The organism is Enterobacter sp. MG-EB028, assembly GCF_056673305.1.
Window position 1 is genome coordinate 4769450 of the sequence record NZ_CP195079.1, and the last position, 18868, is coordinate 4788317.

Annotated in this window: 17 protein-coding genes; 7 read left to right on the forward strand and 10 right to left on the reverse strand. The window is 56.9% G+C overall.

Annotation, left to right across the window (positions count from 1 at the left end; genetic code table 11):
- Positions 1–7 precede the first annotated feature (7 nt).
- The 8 genes from ACR42C_RS22580 to ACR42C_RS22615 all read right to left on the reverse strand — a co-directional run bounded on the left by ACR42C_RS22580 (position 8) and on the right by ACR42C_RS22615 (position 9443).
- The gene (locus tag ACR42C_RS22580) at positions 8–715 is read right to left on the reverse strand and encodes a fimbria/pilus outer membrane usher protein (RefSeq protein WP_479984585.1); all 708 of its coding nucleotides are present in this window, start codon (positions 713–715) and stop codon (positions 8–10) included.
- 5 nt (positions 716–720) lie between these two features.
- Positions 721–2496, reverse strand: a complete 1776-nt coding sequence (locus ACR42C_RS22585) for a fimbria/pilus outer membrane usher protein (RefSeq protein WP_479984586.1) — start codon at positions 2494–2496, stop codon at positions 721–723.
- A 30-nt stretch (positions 2497–2526) separates the two neighbouring features.
- Positions 2527–3252 (reverse strand): fimbrial biogenesis chaperone, encoded by a 726-nt coding sequence (locus ACR42C_RS22590; RefSeq protein WP_479984587.1) that lies wholly within the window; start codon positions 3250–3252, stop codon positions 2527–2529.
- 47 nt (positions 3253–3299) lie between these two features.
- Positions 3300–3845: a fimbrial protein gene (locus tag ACR42C_RS22595; RefSeq protein WP_479984588.1), complete on the reverse strand. Its 546-nt coding sequence runs from the start codon at positions 3843–3845 to the stop codon at positions 3300–3302.
- A gap of 498 nt (positions 3846–4343) precedes the next feature.
- Positions 4344–5609: an oligosaccharide MFS transporter gene (locus tag ACR42C_RS22600; protein ID WP_479984589.1), complete on the reverse strand. Its 1266-nt coding sequence runs from the start codon at positions 5607–5609 to the stop codon at positions 4344–4346.
- Positions 5610–5653: 44 nt separating this feature from the next.
- On the reverse strand, positions 5654–7777 hold the full coding sequence (locus ACR42C_RS22605; protein WP_479984590.1) for an alpha-galactosidase: 2124 nt from the start codon (positions 7775–7777) through the stop codon (positions 5654–5656).
- Between the two features lie 104 nt (positions 7778–7881).
- Positions 7882–8877 carry a LacI family DNA-binding transcriptional regulator gene (locus tag ACR42C_RS22610; RefSeq protein WP_479984591.1) on the reverse strand — a complete coding sequence of 332 codons (996 nt, stop codon included), beginning with the start codon at positions 8875–8877 and terminating at the stop codon, positions 7882–7884.
- A gap of 17 nt (positions 8878–8894) precedes the next feature.
- A complete protein-coding gene (locus ACR42C_RS22615) occupies positions 8895–9443 on the reverse strand; it encodes a helix-turn-helix domain-containing protein (RefSeq protein WP_116343753.1) in 549 nt (182 codons plus the stop codon).
- 103 nt (positions 9444–9546) lie between these two features.
- Between ACR42C_RS22615 and ACR42C_RS22620 the strand changes: the two genes are divergently transcribed.
- On the forward strand, positions 9547–10206 hold the full coding sequence (locus ACR42C_RS22620; protein ID WP_116343752.1) for an AzlC family ABC transporter permease: 660 nt from the start codon (positions 9547–9549) through the stop codon (positions 10204–10206).
- Positions 10206–10529 carry an AzlD domain-containing protein gene (locus ACR42C_RS22625; RefSeq protein WP_116343751.1) on the forward strand — a complete coding sequence of 108 codons (324 nt, stop codon included), beginning with the start codon at positions 10206–10208 and terminating at the stop codon, positions 10527–10529. Before ACR42C_RS22620 ends, ACR42C_RS22625 begins: the two co-directional genes overlap by 1 nt.
- A 39-nt stretch (positions 10530–10568) precedes the next feature.
- Here ACR42C_RS22625 and ACR42C_RS22630 read toward each other — a convergent pair whose 3' ends face one another.
- The gene (locus tag ACR42C_RS22630; protein ID WP_023309747.1) at positions 10569–10781 is read right to left on the reverse strand and encodes a YdgH/BhsA/McbA family protein; all 213 of its coding nucleotides are present in this window, start codon (positions 10779–10781) and stop codon (positions 10569–10571) included.
- 114 nt (positions 10782–10895) lie between these two features.
- Complete coding sequence (gene fdhD / locus ACR42C_RS22635; protein WP_116343750.1) at positions 10896–11732, reverse strand: formate dehydrogenase accessory sulfurtransferase FdhD; 837 nt, start codon at positions 11730–11732, stop codon at positions 10896–10898.
- Positions 11733–12103: 371 nt separating this feature from the next.
- Between fdhD and fdnG the strand changes: the two genes are divergently transcribed.
- The 5 genes from fdnG to ACR42C_RS22660 all read left to right on the forward strand — a co-directional run bounded on the left by fdnG (position 12104) and on the right by ACR42C_RS22660 (position 18863).
- A complete protein-coding gene (gene fdnG, locus ACR42C_RS22640; RefSeq protein WP_166712631.1) occupies positions 12104–15154 on the forward strand; it encodes a formate dehydrogenase-N subunit alpha in 3051 nt (1016 codons plus the stop codon).
- A 12-nt stretch (positions 15155–15166) separates the two neighbouring features.
- Positions 15167–16069: a formate dehydrogenase subunit beta gene (gene fdxH / locus ACR42C_RS22645; protein WP_003861960.1), complete on the forward strand. Its 903-nt coding sequence runs from the start codon at positions 15167–15169 to the stop codon at positions 16067–16069.
- Positions 16066–16701 (forward strand): formate dehydrogenase cytochrome b556 subunit, encoded by a 636-nt coding sequence (gene fdoI, locus ACR42C_RS22650; protein WP_010436852.1) that lies wholly within the window; start codon positions 16066–16068, stop codon positions 16699–16701. Before fdxH ends, fdoI begins: the two co-directional genes overlap by 4 nt.
- Positions 16698–17627: a formate dehydrogenase accessory protein FdhE gene (gene fdhE / locus ACR42C_RS22655; RefSeq protein ID WP_116343748.1), complete on the forward strand. Its 930-nt coding sequence runs from the start codon at positions 16698–16700 to the stop codon at positions 17625–17627. The genes fdoI and fdhE overlap by 4 nt, the downstream gene beginning before the upstream one ends.
- 315 nt (positions 17628–17942) lie before the next feature.
- A complete protein-coding gene (locus ACR42C_RS22660) occupies positions 17943–18863 on the forward strand; it encodes an alpha/beta hydrolase (protein ID WP_320721002.1) in 921 nt (306 codons plus the stop codon).
- The last annotated feature ends 5 nt before the right edge of the window (positions 18864–18868 follow it).

Sequence of the window (18868 nt, forward strand, 5' to 3'; positions counted from 1 at the left end):
CCAGACGTTAACGACAGGGCAGACTTAAGACAGATAACGGCTCCGAATTGGTGGGACGTTGCCACTGGATCTGACAGCGTTCCTGTACGCTGTCGCCCCATCTGACCTGCAGTCGCCCTTTTTCATCGGCCGCACGAAAATAGATTTGGTTAGCCTGTCCGACCATCCCCACGCTGTTGTCATATTCGTCATACACCGCCGCGCCCATTGGAATTGCGCTACCGTTCGGACGTTGAGCGGCAATCAGCATCGCCTGCCCCTGCAACGTCGCGAAGCGTAGCCGTACCATCGCCCCGGCATAGGGCGCAACACGCTGCGTGGACGTTTGCAGTTCAGCATCGTCACTCATCTCCTGGGGGTCTAACCCAACCGTATTGAACTGGTAAGGCACCAGCGCCGGTGCCAGCGCATAGCCAAACGCATTCACCCTTGCTCCCTGACCGCCCATAACCTGTGCACCCGTGGCACCTGGCGCCTCAACCAACGCAAACGTATCCCCGAGGTAAGGACCGGGCGTGATACCGCCGCGGTGCGCCACCAGCGCCCCCTGAACGGAGGCCGATGCCTGCCAGTACGTGCTGGAGGTTGACCACGAGGCACCGCCGTTGGCCCACGGGAAGTTTTTGCGTACGTTTGCCCCCCAGACGGCGCGATCGCCGTGCTCATCAGCGGCATAGTTCAGGCTGTAGCTCATCGGATCACGCTCGCCGTACATTCCACTCAGGGTCGACTGGTAACCGCCGCTTTCATCATCAGCGACAGCGTTGGTGAATAGCGGTTATGGCCCAGAGGTATGGAAAAGGAGAGTGACCAGAGGGTTTGAGTGTCAGCCTGCCAGCTGGTGTCGGCAAAAAGGCTGCCGCTGGCAGGAGAGACGCGTCGCGTACGGGCGGCGGTAAAGTTCACCGAAATTCCCCCGTCGAAGGTCTTGTTCCAGCTCGCCTGCATCTGCTTATCGCGGCTTTTGCCATCACGATAATCCTGTGACGAAAGCGATATGGCCAGATTCCCCAGCGCGTTGAGGGACTGGTTAGCCGACAATTCCAGCCGCGTACGCTGCTGATATGTGGATGACTGCCACTCCTCGCTGCTCTGGCGTGCCGCCCGTGCACCGAACACATCGTACAGCTCGGCAAATCCGCGGGTGGAGTAGCGGTAGCCCGCCAGCGCAACCGACGTGGAAGTCTGCGAGAAATATTTGCTGTAGTTCATTCGGAACATCCATCCGGTCTGGTAATCGTCGTCAAGCAGGCGAGCGCGGGAGAACGTTCCGTCCATACCCCAGGCACCCAGCGACGAACTGTAGACGCCACCCAGCATAAATGATTGATACCCGTCCGCCAGCTGATTGCCCAGGTTTAAGGTCAGCGCATTGCTGATGCCTTGCCGCCAGACCAGCTCGCTGAACAGATCATCATCTCCCACATCCCGCGCACGGCCCACCGTGGCGGCATAGTCAAAAAGCCCGGCGCGCAATGATTCTGCCAGCGCCGAGAACGGAACCGTAAATGTACTCTCGCTGCCGTCCGCTTCGCGCACGGTAACGTTGAGATCGCCTGCATAGTGGGTTGGATAAAGGTCATCAATAACAAACGCCCCTGGCGCAACGGTCGTTTCATAAAGCGTGGTATTGCCCTGCTGGATGGTTACCTTAGCGTTAGTGCGGGCAATACCGCGCACCACCGGCGCATAGCCGCGCTGCGAGTCAGGGCGCATGCGGTTATCAGAGGTGAGCTGGACGCCGCTGAAGCCCATGCCTGAGAAAAAGCGGCCATCGGTATAACCTTCACCCAGCATGATTTCGCTCTTCAAAGGGAGAAGCGCACGCTGAAGATAACGACGGGAGGTTGTCCAGCGGCTGCCTGCATCGGTGTCATAGTTCAGGGAAGACTGTTCGCGGTAGCGCCACAGCCCAAGGTTAATGCCGCCGTTAAGGTTAAGAAAAGAGGAGTCCGAGTCGCCGTTGCCCGCCTGCTTCTGACTTACATGGTATTGGTTAGCCATATAGTTCAGAAACAGCATGGATTCACCTGCCTCCAGACTCTCCTCCGGTACGCTACCGCGCGGAGGCATATTCAACAACGCCCGCGGCACAGATAAATCAATGCGCATTTGCGGCATCGCGAGGTTCACCGCTACCCCATCAAATACAGCGTCGTCCGGGCGATAGCAAGACGATGCTCCCGCTGTTTTTGGCAGCGCTTTTAGCCCCGTTTTCTTCAGCGTCTGCCCGGTAAAACAGGGCGAGACGCGGTTCCCGTCGTCACTAAAGAGGATTTCATCCCGCGCAACAGCTACACCGTTAACATAGAGATCCAGCAAATAAGCGCCGGGTTTAACCAGCGTGTCCTGATTAAGCTGACGTATGTCGCTATTACTTAATCCAGTATCGCGCAGTAGCGCAGCGTCAAAATAGTAATCCTCACTGGCGAAGGCGTCGGCAGTGCGGAGAAACGCCACCGCCACCAACGGTGCGAGGTGGGAACATCGAAACATAACACTCTCCCGGTTAGAAACCTCATCACGTCAACGGGGCAGCGTAAAGGTATGACCCACGGCCGTACCGTAGTCGTTAATGGCATAAAGCGTCATGGATGTCGCCTGCGTCTCAGGCAGCGGCCATTGGGTCGAACCAAAGGGCGGAAGCGTGACCGGCTTCCCGATGCCGATCGTTTTTTCTCCCTGCTTCAGCACAGCGTTACGTACGTTAATGTGCCAGGGCGTCGGGTTTGTCAGGCTCAGGGAACGGCCTTGTCGGATCAGCTTTAACGCTGAAGGCGCCTGGTTGGCCTCCCCTTTCAATCCTGCCGGGCGATAAAAAATTTTCAGTCGGCTTTTCACCACCAGCGACAGGCGGTTACGTTCTGTATCCGCCGCTTTGACGGCGGGAAATTGCAGGTAGTTAAACCAGAACAGAGACTCGCGATCGTCAGGAAGCGGCTGGCCTGTATACTTAAGGCGCAGCGCCTGTCCCGCATTGGTATTCATGCGGAAAATTTGCGGCGTGGCAATAAACGGCGCATCGGCGGTCTCTGGCGTTGATTGGGGATTATTAGTATCCATCCAGACCTGGACCAGCATGGGCGTATCGCCATTATTCATAAATTCCACAACCTTTTCTTTCGCAGCAGCGGAATAAATAATTCTGTTTCCCTTTAATATGACACTGGCTGTTGAAGGAGCAACCGCGAAAAATAAGTAAATGACAACCCACACAAGCGTCCTGCTGATGTACGTCATATTATTAACCATGAATTAAATGAAAATAAGCGCCGCACGGGACGGCGCTTTAATGCTATTTACAAATAGGTCACCGCAAACTGTGCGCTGGATTCTACTGCCCCTGATGTCGCATTACCGGCTGCGGAATAATAACGCGCAATCATATCGAAAGTGACCGTATCCGAACCCGCATCTCCCCCGACAGACTGCTTCGAAGTTTTCGCTTCGCCGCTGGTGAAGTCCAGCGCGGTGGTGCCTTCCAGAAGCTGAATCGCAACATTCGTCGCCGGACTGGAGGCCGCGATATTCGACAGGTTAGTCCCGTCAATATTGCCACTGACGAAGCGAGCCGCCGCGTCTTTCTGCACTGACGTTGCGCTGACATCACAACCGCTGAGGGTCACAGTAAAGGGTGTATCTCCGGCGCTGGAGCCAGCGGCGGACAGCGAACCTTTATTGACGGTTGGCAACAGCACCACAGGATAGGAATCTGCGCCATTAATTTTGATCGTACACGTCTGATCGCTCACTTCACCAATAAAACGAACGGTATTATTAGCAGACGCAACGCCACTCATACCGACGGTTAAAATAAAAGCCGCAATTAATTTAGTTTTCATCATTGTTTCTCCATGAAATACCCGCTTACCGAAATATAAGGGATATGTTTTTTTAATTGATGAGCTAAGGCAAAAATACATCCTGTAAAATAAGATGTAAAGTTATTACAAAATACAACAGATGACATGCGTGTCTGGCGGGGTTTAAAAAAATCAAAACACACATTCACACAATGAATGAATTTAGCAAATGAATTGATTGGTTTTTATACATCTTCAGCAAACTGGAGAGGATTATAATTTTAAAATCAAGCAAATGGGAAAAGCATGATAAAAATAGCGAAACATTATCTAAATGATTAGGTTTCCTTAAATGTATTTTAATTTTTATTAAAATAAAGACTTATGATAAATACTGTGATTGTATTACTTTAAATCAATAGAAAAAATATATAATCAAGCATAATACACTTTAGGAATTGTGCCTGAAATAACGGTTATTAAATAATCACACCGTCCTGACGATGCAGACTCGCTGCCGCGTCAGCGGCAGCGCTTTACCTAGCTAGCTTCAATCGTATGGCTACGCGCCGCAATCTCCCGCCTGCTGCTCAGCGTAAACGCCGACACCACCGTAATCGCCAGCACGAAGCAGCCCAGCATCAGATACGTCTCCTGGAAGCCGATCCGGTCATACATATTCCCGGCAAAGGCGGAGAGGAAAATTGCCGCCGACTGTTTGGCAAACTGGAAGCCAATCAGGTAGATAGTGGCCGACAGGCGAGTATCAAACACCCCGGTGATGTACTTGAACGCGCCCACCAGCAGGAACGGCACCTCCAGCGCGTGCAGCATCTTCAGGGCAATCACCTCCACGGCGGTGGTGGCGAACGACGAGCCGATAATGCGCGTCGCCATAATCACCCCGGCGATCAGCAGCGTATTTTTCGCGCCGATGCGGTTAATGATCCACGGCGAGCAGAACATGATGATAGCGTTACAGATTTCTCCGGCAGTGGTAGCAAAACCAAAGGCGCGGGTTCCCTCCTGCGGCGTGGCGAAGAAGGTTTTGAAGAAGGTGGCAAACTGCTGGTCGAAGACGTCGTACACACAGGCCACGCCGATCACGTACAGAATGAACATCCACATTCTGCGCTGGCGGAACAGGTTAAAGACGGTTCTGGCGGTGATCTGCGGCTGGTTGGCGCCCAGCGCATTCATTACCTGCGCCGTCTGGTTGGGCTTTGGCTTCGCGACCACCAGCAGCAGCATCAGTAGCAGCGCCGCCGCCGATCCCATCCAGAAGACGTACGACGGGTCAATGCCGAACAGGATGCCGCCCGTTGAGGCGCACAGCCCCCAGCCGAGACAGCCAAACATGCGCGCCTTGCCGTATTCAAAGAAGCTGTTGCGGCTCACGCGTTCGATGTAGGCCTCAATCGCCCCCGATCCTGCCGAGAAAACAAAGCCGATATACAGCCCGCCGCTCAGCGCGCCCAGCCAGATATTGGCTTTCAGCAGCGGCGCGAAGACGTACAGGAAGAACGGTGCGAACAGAAACAGCAGCACCGAGATGATCCACAGCAGGTGTTTTTTCAGCCCCAGCTTGTCTGAAATCACCCCCAGCACCGGCTGGAACGCGATGGCGGACAGCGAGATACAGGAGAAAACAATCCCGGTATGGGTTTTGTTCAGGCCGATGATGTCCGACAGCCAAATCGGCAGGAACGGAAAGCAGGTGGCCATGATGAAGAAGTAGAGAAAGAAGAACAGCCCGAAGATCCAGAAGTTAGGGTTGTCTTTGTGGGTACAGGTTGTTGCGTTCATTATTTTTATCCTCAACGGAGGGCCGGCTGCCCGGCCCGTCACCCTTACACGCATTCCACGCCAATCAGAATGGCGGTTTCCGGATCCAGAATCGGCAGCGCAATGCCCGCCTGCATCAGCCATTCACCGCTCACCGTTTGCGGCGCGGCCATCCACGCCGGCAGCCTGCGCATGGTGTGCCCACCCTCACCTGTAATCTGAATATTCGGGTGATCGAGCAGCGTGATGCGGTACCGGGCTTGGGCGTCCAGCCCCGGCATGCGCAGCGGCATCATCAGGGTGTAATCCGGCATCGCCAGCTGGCTGACCATAAACAGCCCTTGGGTCTTGTCTTCGCTCACTATACCCTGCGCCAGCGTGGTGGCGTCCGGCATATCGATGCGCCACTGGGTACCATGATGGATCACCTCTCGCCACTGCTTGTGTAGTGCGGCGTAATAGCGATAGCCTTCGCGCTCCTGCACGTCCACGGTGAGCGGATCCAGCTCCAGCCCCATATGGCCAAACAGCGCCGTCAGCCCGCGGAAAGCGATGCTGTGCTGGCGGAAGGTGGCGTGGCATTTATGATGACCGATATGCGCACCCATCACTTCCGGCGGAAAGAAGTAGCTCATGCCGCGCTGGATGGTGTTGCGCTCCAGCGCGTCGTTGTTATCAGACGCCCAGAAACGGTGGCTGCGGGTCAGTACCTCGTAATCAATACGCCCGCCGCCGGAGGAGCAGGATTCAAACTCAATGTGCGGAAAGCGCTCGCCCAGCACGTCCAGCAGGCGGTAAAACTGGCGGGTCTGGGCATCGGCGGCAGCTTTGCCACTGTGGCCCGGCTGCACCAGCTCGCGGTTCATGTCCCACTTAACGTAGTCGACCGCATGTTCGCCCAGCAGCCAGCTCATGCGTTCCACCAGGTAATCAAAGGCCTCCGGGATGTTGAGATTGAGCACCAGCTGGTGTCGTCCGGTCACCTGGGGATAGCCCGGCAGCGCCAGTACCCAGTCAGGGTGCGCGCGGTACAGATCGGAATCCGGGTTGATCATCTCCGGCTCAACCCAGATGCCAAACTCCATGCCGAGCCGTTTGACGTGGTCGATCACCGGCGTCAGGCCGTTCGGGTATTTCTTCTCGTCCAGATACCAGTCACCCAGCGCCGCGTGGTCGTCGTTGCGGCCCTTGAACCAGCCGTCATCGATGATAAAGCGCTCCACGCCCAGCGCGGCGGCCTCGTCCGCCATGCGCATGATGTAGTCCGGGTCGTGGTTGAAGTAGATCCCCTCCCAGGTATTGAGGTGCACCGGGCGCGGTTTGTTTTCCGGGAAGCGGATAATGTTGTCACGCAGGTAGCGGTGGAACTGCTGGCTCATACCGTTCAGGCCACGCGGGGAGTAGCTGGCATACAGGCGCGGCGTCCAGAGCGTTTCGCCTTCATCAATCGCCATTTCACCCGGCAGGTAGAGCGCTTCGGCCTGCAGATAGCGGCGACCGTCGGTTTTCGCTTCCGCGCGCAGGCGGTGGTTGCCGCTCCAGCCCAGATGCGCGCCCCAGACGTCACCCTGCATTTCGCTGAACGACGGCGTACCGGCAATCAGCGCCGGGAAGTGTTCGTGGGAGGTTTTACCCCGGCGGTTTTCAATCACAAAGCTGTCGTGATCGAGCTTTACGCGGTGCGGCTGAAATTCTCTGATCCAGCGTCCGTGGAAGGCCATCACCTCCCGGGCGCGCTCGGCCACCGGTAGCGTAACGGCGAAGCGCTCCACCTGCCACGCCTGCGATTTCAGGTTGGTTAAGCCGTGGCGCACTACCAGCACGCCGCTGGCATCCAGCGCCAGTTCGCTGGTCAGGCGCAGGCCCGCATGTTCATCTTCCGCCGTTACCGTCAGGGTTTGCGCCTGCTGCTGTACGTCGGTGGTGCTGAATACCGGGGAACCGTCCAGCCCCTGCCGGTGCCCCTCAATGCCGGGTGAGCCAAACAGACCGTGCCCCAGCTCGGCCATCAGCGTAACCGGGGAGTCCACGTCCAGCCTGCCGTTGGCAACGGGGCGTACGAGCGTCGCAGCATCCTGCGGTGAAAAGTGGTGAAGGTGAGGCCCCCAGTAAAGAATTTCGGCAAACGGGCGCGTTTTTATCACCACGTCTACCGTGCTGCTTTCAAGTCGAAATATGGCATCTTGCATAAGACATCTCCTGTCATCGGGATGCCTTGAGTGTTGATCCGAAACGTTTCGGATACAAACCAAAACGTTTCGGATCTGTGATCGGGTTTGGAATTTCGCGCAGTTTAGGCCGTCTGGCCCGGGGAGAATTCCGGCTGCCAGAGCACCTGAAGCTGCTCGATATCGCCGCCGTTAATCAGCTGACGCACCATATCGGCTATCTGTTTGCCGACGCCCTGACGGGTGGACTGGATCACCGCCGCCACGTCGATATCGACGATGCTATCCTGCGGCAGGCCGTCATAGACCACCAGCGAGACGGCGTTGTCGCCAGATAAGCGCCCCAGCTGCGCCAGCGCCATTGCTGCGCCGTCGCCGTGGGTGTTGCAGTCGGTAATGATGGCCGTGGGCGGCTGCGGCAGGGCGAGAAGCTCTTTTGTGGTGGCATACCCGACGCGGCGCGAAGGCGGCATGGCGCGCAGCCACTCGCTGGAAAACCCGGCCTCACGCAGTGCATCCAGATAGCCCTGACGGCGTTGGGTAATGAACGCCTGATTATTACTCTCCCCCAGCAAGGCAATACGCTGATGTCCTTTTTCGATCAGCCAGCGGGTGGCCCTGTACGTACCGGCGTGATTGTCAAAATCAAACCACGCGTACGGCTGCGGGAGGTGGCTGCGCCCAAGCGCCAGGAAAGGAAAACCGGCGGCCTGCAGCTGCTCAAGACGCGGATCGTGATCCAGCGTATGCGCCACGATCAGCGCGTCGACGCGCCGGCTTTGTACCATGCGCATGTAGCTGTGCTTATCCGCCAGATCGTCGTCGGCGATGAGCAGTAAGTCGATCTCATGTCGCGCCAGTTCGTGGCTAATTTCGCCGACCATGTCCATAAATACGCTGTTATTGAGCGGAACGGGATGGACCGGAAACACCAGCCCGACGGCGTCAATTTTGCCCATCTTCAGGCGGCGGGCGAAGGTATTGGGCCGGTAGCCACGGCGCTGGGCCTCCGCTTCCACGCGGGCGCGCGTCTCGGCGGAGACGTCGTCATATCCGTTGAGGGCGCGGCTGACGGTGGTGACAGACAGCCCCAGTTCTTTGGCAATGGCTTTAAGCGACATGAGTTTCCGTATCTCTGTTAGTTCTGTTCCGCCACCAGCAGCGCGTGCGTATCCGGCTCCAGCGCCTTAAAGATATGCGGCTGGTCAGCGGGGTAACAAATGTAATCCCCGGCGGCGAGTTCTTCCGCCGCGTCGATCAGGCCGACCAGGGCCCGCCCCTGCATCACAATAATATGCTCTACTGAGCCAGGCGGATGTGGCTGAGAAATACGATCGGCACCCGGCTGGGTCATCAGAAGATAGACATCCCGACGCGCGCCAGGTGGACATGCGGCGAGCAAAATGGCTTCATAATTTGCCTGCCCGGCCACCACTTTCGTGCCTTCACCACGGCGGATCACCTGCGTGGTCGGCTGCTGCGGCTCCAGCAAGCGGGCAAAAGGAATATCCAGCGCCACGCACAGTGACCACAGCGTTTCCAGGCTCGGGTTACCGTTGCCGGATTCCAGCTGGGAAAGCGTGGATTTAGCGATCCCGGCACGGCGGGCAATTTCCGCCAGCGAAAGCCCGGTTCGCAGGCGTTCTCGCACCAGGCTTTTGGCGATCACGCTGATTGGCTGCGTCATAAAAACGGCCTCTGCTTATCTATAACGAACGAATCGTTCGTCTTGTAAAACGGTTTTGATGCGTTCATTATAATGGAAATACGTTCGATATGGCTAAAATGGTATGAAGAATCCTCTCTCTTGCCTGAAAGGCGACACGATAAAAGCAATCATCCTGGTTTGCCTCGCGGTTGGGGTCGTTGGGATGTCCTACGGCTCGCTGGCGATGGCCTACGGTTTCCCGCTCTGGGTGCCGTTTGTCCTCTCCCTCACTGTGCTGGCGGGCGCATCGGAGTTTATGTTTATCGGCATTGTGGCAAGCGGCGGCAATCCGCTGGCGGCAGCGGCCGCCGGTTTGCTGGTTAACGCGCGCCACGTGCCGTTTGGCGTGACGGTGCGTGAACTGGTGGGTAAACGGGGTTTGAGCTATCTCGGCTGTCACATCATGAACGATGAAAGCGTGGTGTTTGGCCTGTCGCAAAAAACGCCCGAGCAGCGTAAAGCAGCCTACTGGCTATGCGGCTTAGGCGTGGCGATTATCTGGCCGGTGGGCGCCCTGCTGGGTGCCATGGTCGGCAAACTGCTGCCGGCCCCGGAAACCATCGGGCTGGATGCTGTATTTCCGGCGATTTTACTGGCGTTAGTGGTACCCGCGTTTAAAAACCGTACCACGCTGATCCGCGCCTGCAGCGGTGCCGCATTATCACTGGCTGCCGTGCCGTTTGCCCCGGTGGGCTTACCGGTTCTGCTCTCGTTACTCGGTCTCGCTGCGAGGAAAAAATAATGGGAAACATGACGTTTTTTATTCTTGGCATCGCCATTTTGTCTGCGGGCACGTATTTAATGCGGCTTGGCGGGGCAAAGCTGGGCAACCGGCTGGCGCTTTCTGAACGGTCTCAGGCGCTGCTTTCGGACGCGGCAACGGTATTGCTGTTTTCCGTCGCGCTGGCGACCACGTTTTACGAAGGAGAACATTTCGCCGGGATGGCGCGCGTGCTGGGCGTGGCGTTTGCGGTGTTTCTCGCCTGGCGCAAAATGCCGTTAATTGTGGTGATCGTGGCGGCGGCAGTGGTGACGGCGCTGTTGCGCGTGGCGGGCATAAACTAAAAAAGCGCCCCGGGGGCGCTCTTTCGACGGTGTGACAGCTTATTTAGTCAGTTCAGCGGTCATATGCACGCGGTTACCTGAGAACGCCTGGGTAATTTTGTAGGATGACGCGCCGGCTTCCTGAGCCTGAGCCGCGATTTTCGCTTCTGCGCCGTCAATGGTTGACGCGGTTGCGGTCACGGTCTGTGCAGCGAAAGAACCGAAAGAAGTAGCCAGAGCGATTACAGCGACAAAAGTTTTGATGCTTTTCATAATATAAACCCTTTCATTAAGTTGTTTAGGTAAGGCACCGTGCCTTGATGAGATAAATACTAAACCTCATCACGAACAACTAAAAGCGGAAGGATTTGCTATTATCGTTCAAAATTACTGATTAACTATTAACCGCTGCGGATGGGTATAAATCGTCGCCCTTCCCGGCTTGCAGAAGCCCACCAGCGTCAGGTTGCAGCGCTCCGCGACATCCACCGCCAGCGTGGTTGCCGCCGACACCGCAAACAGGATCTCCACGCCGCACATGGCGGACTTCTGCACCATCTCATAGCTGGCGCGGCTGGATACTAGCGCGGCCCCCTGCTGCCAGACATCGCTTTCCCGCGCACGACGGCCTAATAGTTTGTCCAGCGCGACGTGTCGACCCACGTCTTCATGCCCTCCGGCAATATCCCCCGACGGCAGCACCCACGCCGCCGCGTGCGTACAGCCGCTCAGCTGGCCGATGGGCTGTACATCGTTGAGGTGCTCAAGCGCACGGTCGAGATGCGCCAGATTAAAGGTCTGGGTAAACGGCAGTGGCACAACGGGCTTGCCAATATCATTGAGCTGCTCAACGCCACACACGCCGCAGCCGGTGCGCCCTGCCAGCGCGCGGCGGCGCTCTTTCAGCCCCATAAAGCGGCGGCTGGAAAGTTCGATTTGCACTTCAAGACCGTTGCAGGCCTGCACCACGTCCATGCCGTAGATCTCCTGCGGGTGCGCAATGATGCCTTCCGAGAGGGAAAAACCGATGGCGAACAGTTCGAGATCTTTCGGTGAAGCCATCATCACCACATGCGAAATACCGTTGTAAACGAGGGCAACGGGCACTTCTTCTGCCAGAAAATCCGGCGTGGCATGGGTAATGTGGGGCGGTCTGCGTACCGACAGTTCCACAATGCCCGCAGGCAATGGCGATGAACGGGTAGCACGGTTTTGTTTAGACACAGCGGTATTCCTGAACAACCACGGAAGAAAGCCTGCTATTGCAGCATAAACCACAGGCCTTACGCATAGTATGGATCAACTTTTCGACACTCATTCTCCTACTCATTAAGAAGGGGTGCAACCCGGCCCCTGCTACACCCCTTTAACATGCAGAGCTTGTAGTGTGATCAGTATCACACTTTATAATCAACACAGTGATAATACGTTCACTTTGTATTAACGCCGTTAGAACAGGTATACCGACATTGTGGTATTCTGATGATATCCCTCGGAGAAATGAGGGATTAACGCAAATTTTTCTCCTTTGCGGTCAATTCTCAACCGCGAAGTTAAAACTACATATATAAGCAATGTCGAACAAGGAGTGACCCATGCAGGTCAGCAGAAGGCAGTTCTTTAAGATCTGCGCTGGCGGTATGGCAGGCACCACGGCAGCGGCACTGGGCTTTGCGCCTGGCGTAGCGCTGGCGGAAACGCGGCAGTACAAACTGCTGCGCACCCGCGAAACCCGTAACACCTGTACGTACTGCTCCGTCGGCTGTGGGCTGTTGATGTATAGCCTCGGCGACGGTGCTAAAAACGCCAAAGCGTCTATTTTCCATATCGAAGGCGACCCGGATCATCCGGTCAACCGCGGCGCATTGTGCCCGAAAGGGGCCGGTCTGGTGGACTTTATCCACTCCGAAAGCCGCCTGAAATTCCCGGAATACCGCGCGCCTGGTTCCGACAAATGGCAGCAAATCAGCTGGGAAGAGGCGTTCGACCGCATCGCAAAACATATCAAAGAAGACCGCGATGCCAACTTTATTGAGAAGAACGCCGACGGCGTCACGGTTAACCGCTGGCTCTCCACCGGGATGCTGTGTGCTTCTGCCTCCAGTAACGAAACCGGTTATTTAACCCAGAAATTTACGCGCGCACTCGGTATGCTCGCGGTCGACAACCAGGCGCGTGTCTGACACGGACCAACGGTAGCAAGTCTTGCTCCAACATTTGGTCGCGGTGCGATGACCAACCACTGGGTCGACATCAAGAACGCCAACCTCATTGTGGTGATGGGCGGTAACGCCGCTGAAGCGCACCCTGTCGGGTTCCGCTGGGCGATGGAAGCCAAAATCCACAACGGTGCGAAACTGATTGTGATCGATCCCCGCTTTACGCGTACTGCGTCAGTGGCGGATTTCTACACCCCTATTCGTTCAGGTACTGACATCACTTTCCTGTCAGGCGTATTGCTGTACCTGATGACCAACGAAAAATATAACCGCGAATACACCGAAGCCTATACCAACGCCAGCCTGATCGTGCGTGAGGATTACCACTTCGAAGATGGCCTGTTCAGCGGTTACGACGCCGAAAAACGCAAATACGACAAAACCAGCTGGAACTACGAACTGGATGAGAAAGGCTTTGCGAAGCGCGACACCACCCTGCAACACCCGCGCTGCGTGTGGAACCTGCTGAAAGAGCACGTTTCCCGCTATACGCCGGAAGTTGTTGAGAACATCTGCGGTACGCCGAAGGCGGACTTCCTGAAGGTGTGTGAGCTTATCGCTGAAACCAGCGCGAAGGACAAAACCGCGTCGTTCCTGTATGCACTCGGCTGGACGCAGCACTCCATCGGCGCGCAGAACATCCGTACCATGGCGATGGTGCAGTTGCTGCTCGGCAACATGGGGATGGCAGGCGGCGGCGTGAACGCCCTGCGCGGCCACTCCAACATTCAGGGTCTGACTGACCTCGGCCTGCTGTCTCAAAGCCTGCCGGGTTACATGAACCTGCCAAGCGAGAAACAGACCGACCTGCAGACCTACCTGACGGCCAGCACGCCAAAACCGCTGCTCGAAGGCCAGGTGAACTACTGGGGCAACTATCCGAAGTTCTTCGTCTCGATGATGAAAGCCTTCTTCGGCGACAAAGCGACGGCGGAAAACAGCTGGGGCTTTGACTGGCTGCCGAAGTGGGACAAAGGCTACGACGTTCTGCAGTATTTCGAGATGATGCACCAGGGCAAAGTGAACGGCTATCTGTGCCAGGGCTTTAACCCGGTTGCCTCGTTCCCGAACAAGAACAAGGTTGTTGAGTCTCTGTCGAAGCTGAAGTTCCTGGTAACGATTGACCCGCTCAATACCGAGACCTCAACCTTCTGGCAGAACCACGGTGAATCGAACGACGTCGATCCGTCGAAGATTCAGACTGAAGTGTTCCGTCTGCCATCAACCTGCTTCGCGGAAGAGAACGGTTCTATCGTCAACTCAGGCCGCTGGCTGCAGTGGCACTGGAAAGGCGCGGACGCCCCGGGCATCGCCATGAACGACGGCGAGATCCTGGCCGGTATCTTCTTACGCCTGCGTAAGATGTATGCGGAAGAAGGCGGCGCGAACCCGGAACCAGTGCTCAACATGACCTGGAACTACTCGACGCCGGAAAACCCTGCGCCGGAAGAAGTGGCGATGGAGAGCAACGGTAAGGCGCTGGCGGACGTTATCGACCCGGCCACCGGTACCGTGCTGGCGAAGAAAGGCGATCAGCTCAGCACCTTCGCGCACCTGCGCGATGACGGCACCACGTCAAGCGGCTGCTGGATCTTCGCCGGTAGCTGGACGCCGAAGGGCAACCAGATGGCCAACCGCGATAACGCCGACCCGTCGGGCCTCGGCAATACGCTAGGCTGGGCATGGGCGTGGCCGCTCAACCGCCGTATCCTCTATAACCGCGCATCCGCTGACCCGCAGGGCAACCCGTGGGATCCGAAGCGTCAGCTTCTGAAGTGGGACGGCGCGAAATGGGGCGGCGTGGATATTCCGGACTACAGCACCGCCGCACCGGGCAGTGACGTTGGGCCGTTTATCATGCAGCCTGAAGGGATGGGACGCCTGTTTGCTATCGATAAGATGGCGGAAGGTCCGTTCCCGGAACACTACGAGCCGTTTGAGACGCCGCTGGGCACCAACCCGCTGCACCCGAACGTGGTTTCTAACCCGGCAGCCCGTATCTTCAAGAGCGATTTTGAAGCGCTGGGTAAAAAGGACAAGTTCCCGTACGTGGGCACTACCTACCGTCTGACCGAGCACTTCCACTACTGGACCAAGCACGCGCTGCTCAACGCCATCGCGCAGCCGGAACAGTTTGTGGAGATCGGCGAGAAGCTGGCGAACAAGCTCGGCATCGCCCATGGCGATACCGTGAAGGTCTCCTCTAACCGCGGCTATATCAAAGCCAAGGCGGTGGTGACCAAGCGTATTCGCACGCTGAACGTTCACGGTCAGCAGGTGGATACCATCGGCATCCCAATTCACTGGGGCTATGAGGGCGTGGCGAAGAAAGGGTTCATTGCGAACACCCTGACGCCGTTTGTCGGCGATGCGAACACGCAGACGCCGGAGTTTAAGGCCTTCCTCGTGAACGTGGAAAAGGTGTAACGGAGACGACTTATGGCTTATCAATCTCAAGACATTATCCGTCGTTCCGCGACTAACGGTTTCACGCCCGCGCCTCAGGCGCGGGACCACCAGCAGGAAGTGGCGAAACTTATCGACGTGACCACCTGTATCGGCTGTAAAGCCTGTCAGGTGGCCTGTTCAGAGTGGAACGACATCCGTGACGAAGTGGGTCACAACGTCGGGGTGTACGACAACCCGGCAGACCTGACCGCCAAGTCCTGGACGGTGATGCGTTTCTCTGAAGTGGAGCAGAACGACAAGCTGGAATGGCTTATCCGCAAAGACGGCTGTATGCACTGTGCGGATCCGGGCTGCCTGAAGGCATGTCCGTCAGAAGGGGCTATCATTCAGTATGCCAACGGCATCGTCGACTTCCAGTCCGAACAGTGCATCGGCTGCGGCTACTGCATCGCCGGCTGCCCGTTCGACGTGCCGCGCATGAACCCGGAAGACAACCGCGTCTATAAATGCACGCTGTGCGTTGACCGCGTTAACGTGGGCCAGGAGCCTGCATGCGTGAAGACCTGCCCAACCGGCGCTATCCACTTTGGCTCCAAAGAGGATATGAAAACGCTGGCGGCAGAGCGCGTGGGCGAGTTGAAAACACGTGGTTACGATAACGCGGGCCTGTACGATCCGGCCGGGGTTGGCGGTACGCACGTCATGTACGTGCTGCACCACGCCGACAAGCCGAACCTGTATCACGGCCTGCCGGAGAACCCGGAAATCAGCGCCACCGTGAAGTTCTGGAAAGGCATCTGGAAACCGCTGGCAGCGGTCGGTTTTGCTGCCACCTTCGCAGCGAGCATCTTCCACTACGTCGGCGTTGGTCCGAACCGCGCGGAAGAGGAAGACGACAACCTGCATGAAGAGAAAGACGAGGTGCGCAAATGAGAAAACGTGACACCATCGTGCGCTACACCGCACCGGAACGCATCAACCACTGGGTCACCGCCTTCTGCTTCATGCTGGCGGCGATAAGCGGGCTGGGGTTCTTCTTCCCGTCCTTCAACTGGCTGATGCAGGTACTGGGCACGCCGCAGCTGGCGCGCATCCTTCACCCGTTCGTGGGTGTGGTGATGTTTGCCTCGTTTATCATCATGTTTTTCCGCTACTGGCACCATAACCTAATCAATCGGGATGATATCTTTTGGGCGAAGAATATTCGTAAGATCGTCGTCAACGAGGAAGTGGGTGATACCGGGCGTTATAACTTCGGCCAGAAATGCGTATTCTGGGCGGCGATTATCTTCCTGGTCCTGTTGCTGGTGAGCGGCGTGATCATCTGGCGTCCGTACTTTGCGCCTGCTTTCTCAATCCCGGTGATCCGATTCGCGCTGATGCTGCATTCATTTGCCGCAGTGGCGTTAATTGTGGTTATCATGGTGCATATTTACGCCGCCCTCTGGGTGAAAGGCACCATTACCGCGATGGTGGAAGGATGGGTAACCAGCACGTGGGCGAAGAAACATCACCCGCGCTGGTACCGAGAGGTCCGCCAGAAACAGGAAAAGTCATCTGAATGAGTATTCGCATAATCCCGCAAGATGAGCTGGGGTCGAGCGAGAAACGCACGGCGGAGTATATTCCGCCGTTGTTATTCCCCAGACTCAAGAACCTCTACAACCGCCGCGCAGAGCGTCTGCGCGAGCTGGCAGAGAACAACCCGCTGGGCGATTTTCTGCGTTTTGCCGCGCTGGTCGCCCACGCGCAGGAAGTGGTGCTATACGACCACCCGCTGCAAATGGATTTGACCGCGCGCATCAAAGAGGCCAACGCGCAGGGCAAGCCGCCGCTGGACATTCACGTCCTGCCGCGCGACAAGCACTGGCATAAACTGCTGCATTCGCTGATTGCCGAGCTGAAGCCGGAGATGAGCGGCACGGCGCTGGCGGTCATTGAGAATCTGGAAAAAGCCTCTGACCTGGAACTGGAAGAGATGGCGAGCGCGCTGTTTGCCTCCGACTTCTCGCTGGTCAGCAGCGATAAAGCACCATTTATCTGGGCTGCGCTGTCGCTCTACTGGGCGCAAATGGCGAGCCTGATCCCGGGCAAAGCCCGCGCCGAATACGGCGAGGCGCGCCAGTTCTGCCCGGTCTGCGGCTCCATGCCCGTCTCCAGCATGGTACAAATCGGCACCACGCAGGGGCTGCGCTACCTGCACTGCAACCTGTGTGAAACCGAGTGGCACGTGGTGCGCATCAAGTGCAGCAACTGCGAGCAGACCCGCGACCTGAACTACTGGTCGCTGGAAAATGAAGAAGCGGCGGTGAAAGCGGAAAGCTGCGGCGACTGCGGGACCTACCTGAAGATTCTGTATCAGGAAAAAGACCCGAAAGTCGAAGCGGTGGCCGACGATCTCGCCTCGCTGATTCTGGACGCGAAAATGGAGCAGGAGGGCTTTGCCCGCAGCTCGATTAACCCGTTCCTGTTCCCGGGTGAAGGGGAGTAATCTCCTGTGACAGTGCCGGGCGGCGCGCGCTTGCCCGGCCTACAACTCGACAGCAATACCAGCCATCTTATATGCCAGATGCTCTTCAGCCCGTAGTCCTGGATCCGTCTAAAGACGCGTTATCGCTTTAGCATCGCTTCCACGACAAATCTCAGGCAACATCCGCACTTTATGTCTGTGACGAAGGCAGATAATAAAAAAGCTCTCGCCTTTGCGAGCCACTTTCCAGGTTGTTGCCCTCAACACTATTCTTGTTTTCTTTTGAATCAAACCAGGCTATAAAACTGTTCATCCATACAGTAAAAGGGAATTTTCATGGCACTGGAACAGGGTATTGCACAGCTGGTTCAGGGATTTATCGCTGCAGGTCGGCCCTCGTCGCGTCGCCAGAGCATTGAGGTGCGACGAGCAGGCTATATTGCCAGCACGGGGCTTGCCGGGGAGACCGAAACGCGCGTTCAGGTGGAAACGCTTGTTCTTGAAGGTCTTACCATTCGGGTATTTTCACCTCTTAATGCGCCTGAAATATTGCCTGCTGCCATCTACTATCACGGTGGATGCTTTATCAGCGGCGGCTTTGATACCCATGACAACCAACTCCGTCAGTTAGCCTGCTACGGCAATTGCCGGGTGGTTGCGATTCAGTACAGGCTGGCGCCGGAGCATACCTTCCCCACCGCACATGACGATGCGGAAAGAGGTGCGGATCTGGTCTGGCAGTATGCAGACGAATTAGGCGTAGATAAGAACCGGCTCACCCTCTGTGGAGACAGCGCAGGAGGGCATCTGGCGCTGGTAACGGCGCTGCGGCTTAAGGCTAAAGGGCTGTGGCAGCCTGTACAGCTTATTCTTATCTACCCCATGCTCGACGCCACGGCCAGTTTTGAAAGCTATACCCTCAACGGCATGGATTACGTGATCACTCGCGATACCCTGCTGAGCGGCTATGAAATATATCTGGCTGGATCCGACCGTAAGCATCCTGAGGTTAGCCCGCTGTGGCGGGAAGACTTCAGCGGCCTGCCAGCTGTCCATATCGTTACCGCTGAGTACGATCCGTTATGCGATGAGGGGGAGGCGCTGTTTCAACGCCTCACGGAGCAAGGGGTGGCGTGTACCGCTCAGCGCTGGCTGGGCGTCATCCATGGCTTCTTTCAGCTTGGCGGCATTAGCCAGTCTGCGCGAGACGTTATGCGGGATATCGCCGGGCGGATTCAGCACGCCCGGGGAGTGTGAACAGG

Coding starts and splice junctions, on each gene's coding strand:
- ACR42C_RS22580 (WP_479984585.1), bottom strand. CDS start 715: ATGTACGGCGAGCGTGATCCGATGAGCTACAGCCTGAACTATGCCGCT.
- ACR42C_RS22585 (WP_479984586.1), bottom strand. CDS start 2,496: ATGTTTCGATGTTCCCACCTCGCACCGTTGGTGGCGGTGGCGTTTCTC.
- ACR42C_RS22590 (WP_479984587.1), bottom strand. CDS start 3,252: ATGGTTAATAATATGACGTACATCAGCAGGACGCTTGTGTGGGTTGTC.
- ACR42C_RS22595 (WP_479984588.1), bottom strand. CDS start 3,845: ATGATGAAAACTAAATTAATTGCGGCTTTTATTTTAACCGTCGGTATG.
- ACR42C_RS22600 (WP_479984589.1), bottom strand. CDS start 5,609: ATGAACGCAACAACCTGTACCCACAAAGACAACCCTAACTTCTGGATC.
- ACR42C_RS22605 (WP_479984590.1), bottom strand. CDS start 7,777: ATGCAAGATGCCATATTTCGACTTGAAAGCAGCACGGTAGACGTGGTG.
- ACR42C_RS22610 (WP_479984591.1), bottom strand. CDS start 8,877: ATGTCGCTTAAAGCCATTGCCAAAGAACTGGGGCTGTCTGTCACCACC.
- ACR42C_RS22615 (WP_116343753.1), bottom strand. CDS start 9,443: ATGACGCAGCCAATCAGCGTGATCGCCAAAAGCCTGGTGCGAGAACGC.
- ACR42C_RS22620 (WP_116343752.1), top strand. CDS start 9,547: ATGAAGAATCCTCTCTCTTGCCTGAAAGGCGACACGATAAAAGCAATC.
- ACR42C_RS22625 (WP_116343751.1), top strand. CDS start 10,206: ATGGGAAACATGACGTTTTTTATTCTTGGCATCGCCATTTTGTCTGCG.
- ACR42C_RS22630 (WP_023309747.1), bottom strand. CDS start 10,781: ATGAAAAGCATCAAAACTTTTGTCGCTGTAATCGCTCTGGCTACTTCT.
- fdxH (WP_003861960.1), top strand. CDS start 15,167: ATGGCTTATCAATCTCAAGACATTATCCGTCGTTCCGCGACTAACGGT.
- fdoI (WP_010436852.1), top strand. CDS start 16,066: ATGAGAAAACGTGACACCATCGTGCGCTACACCGCACCGGAACGCATC.
- fdhE (WP_116343748.1), top strand. CDS start 16,698: ATGAGTATTCGCATAATCCCGCAAGATGAGCTGGGGTCGAGCGAGAAA.
- ACR42C_RS22660 (WP_320721002.1), top strand. CDS start 17,943: ATGGCACTGGAACAGGGTATTGCACAGCTGGTTCAGGGATTTATCGCT.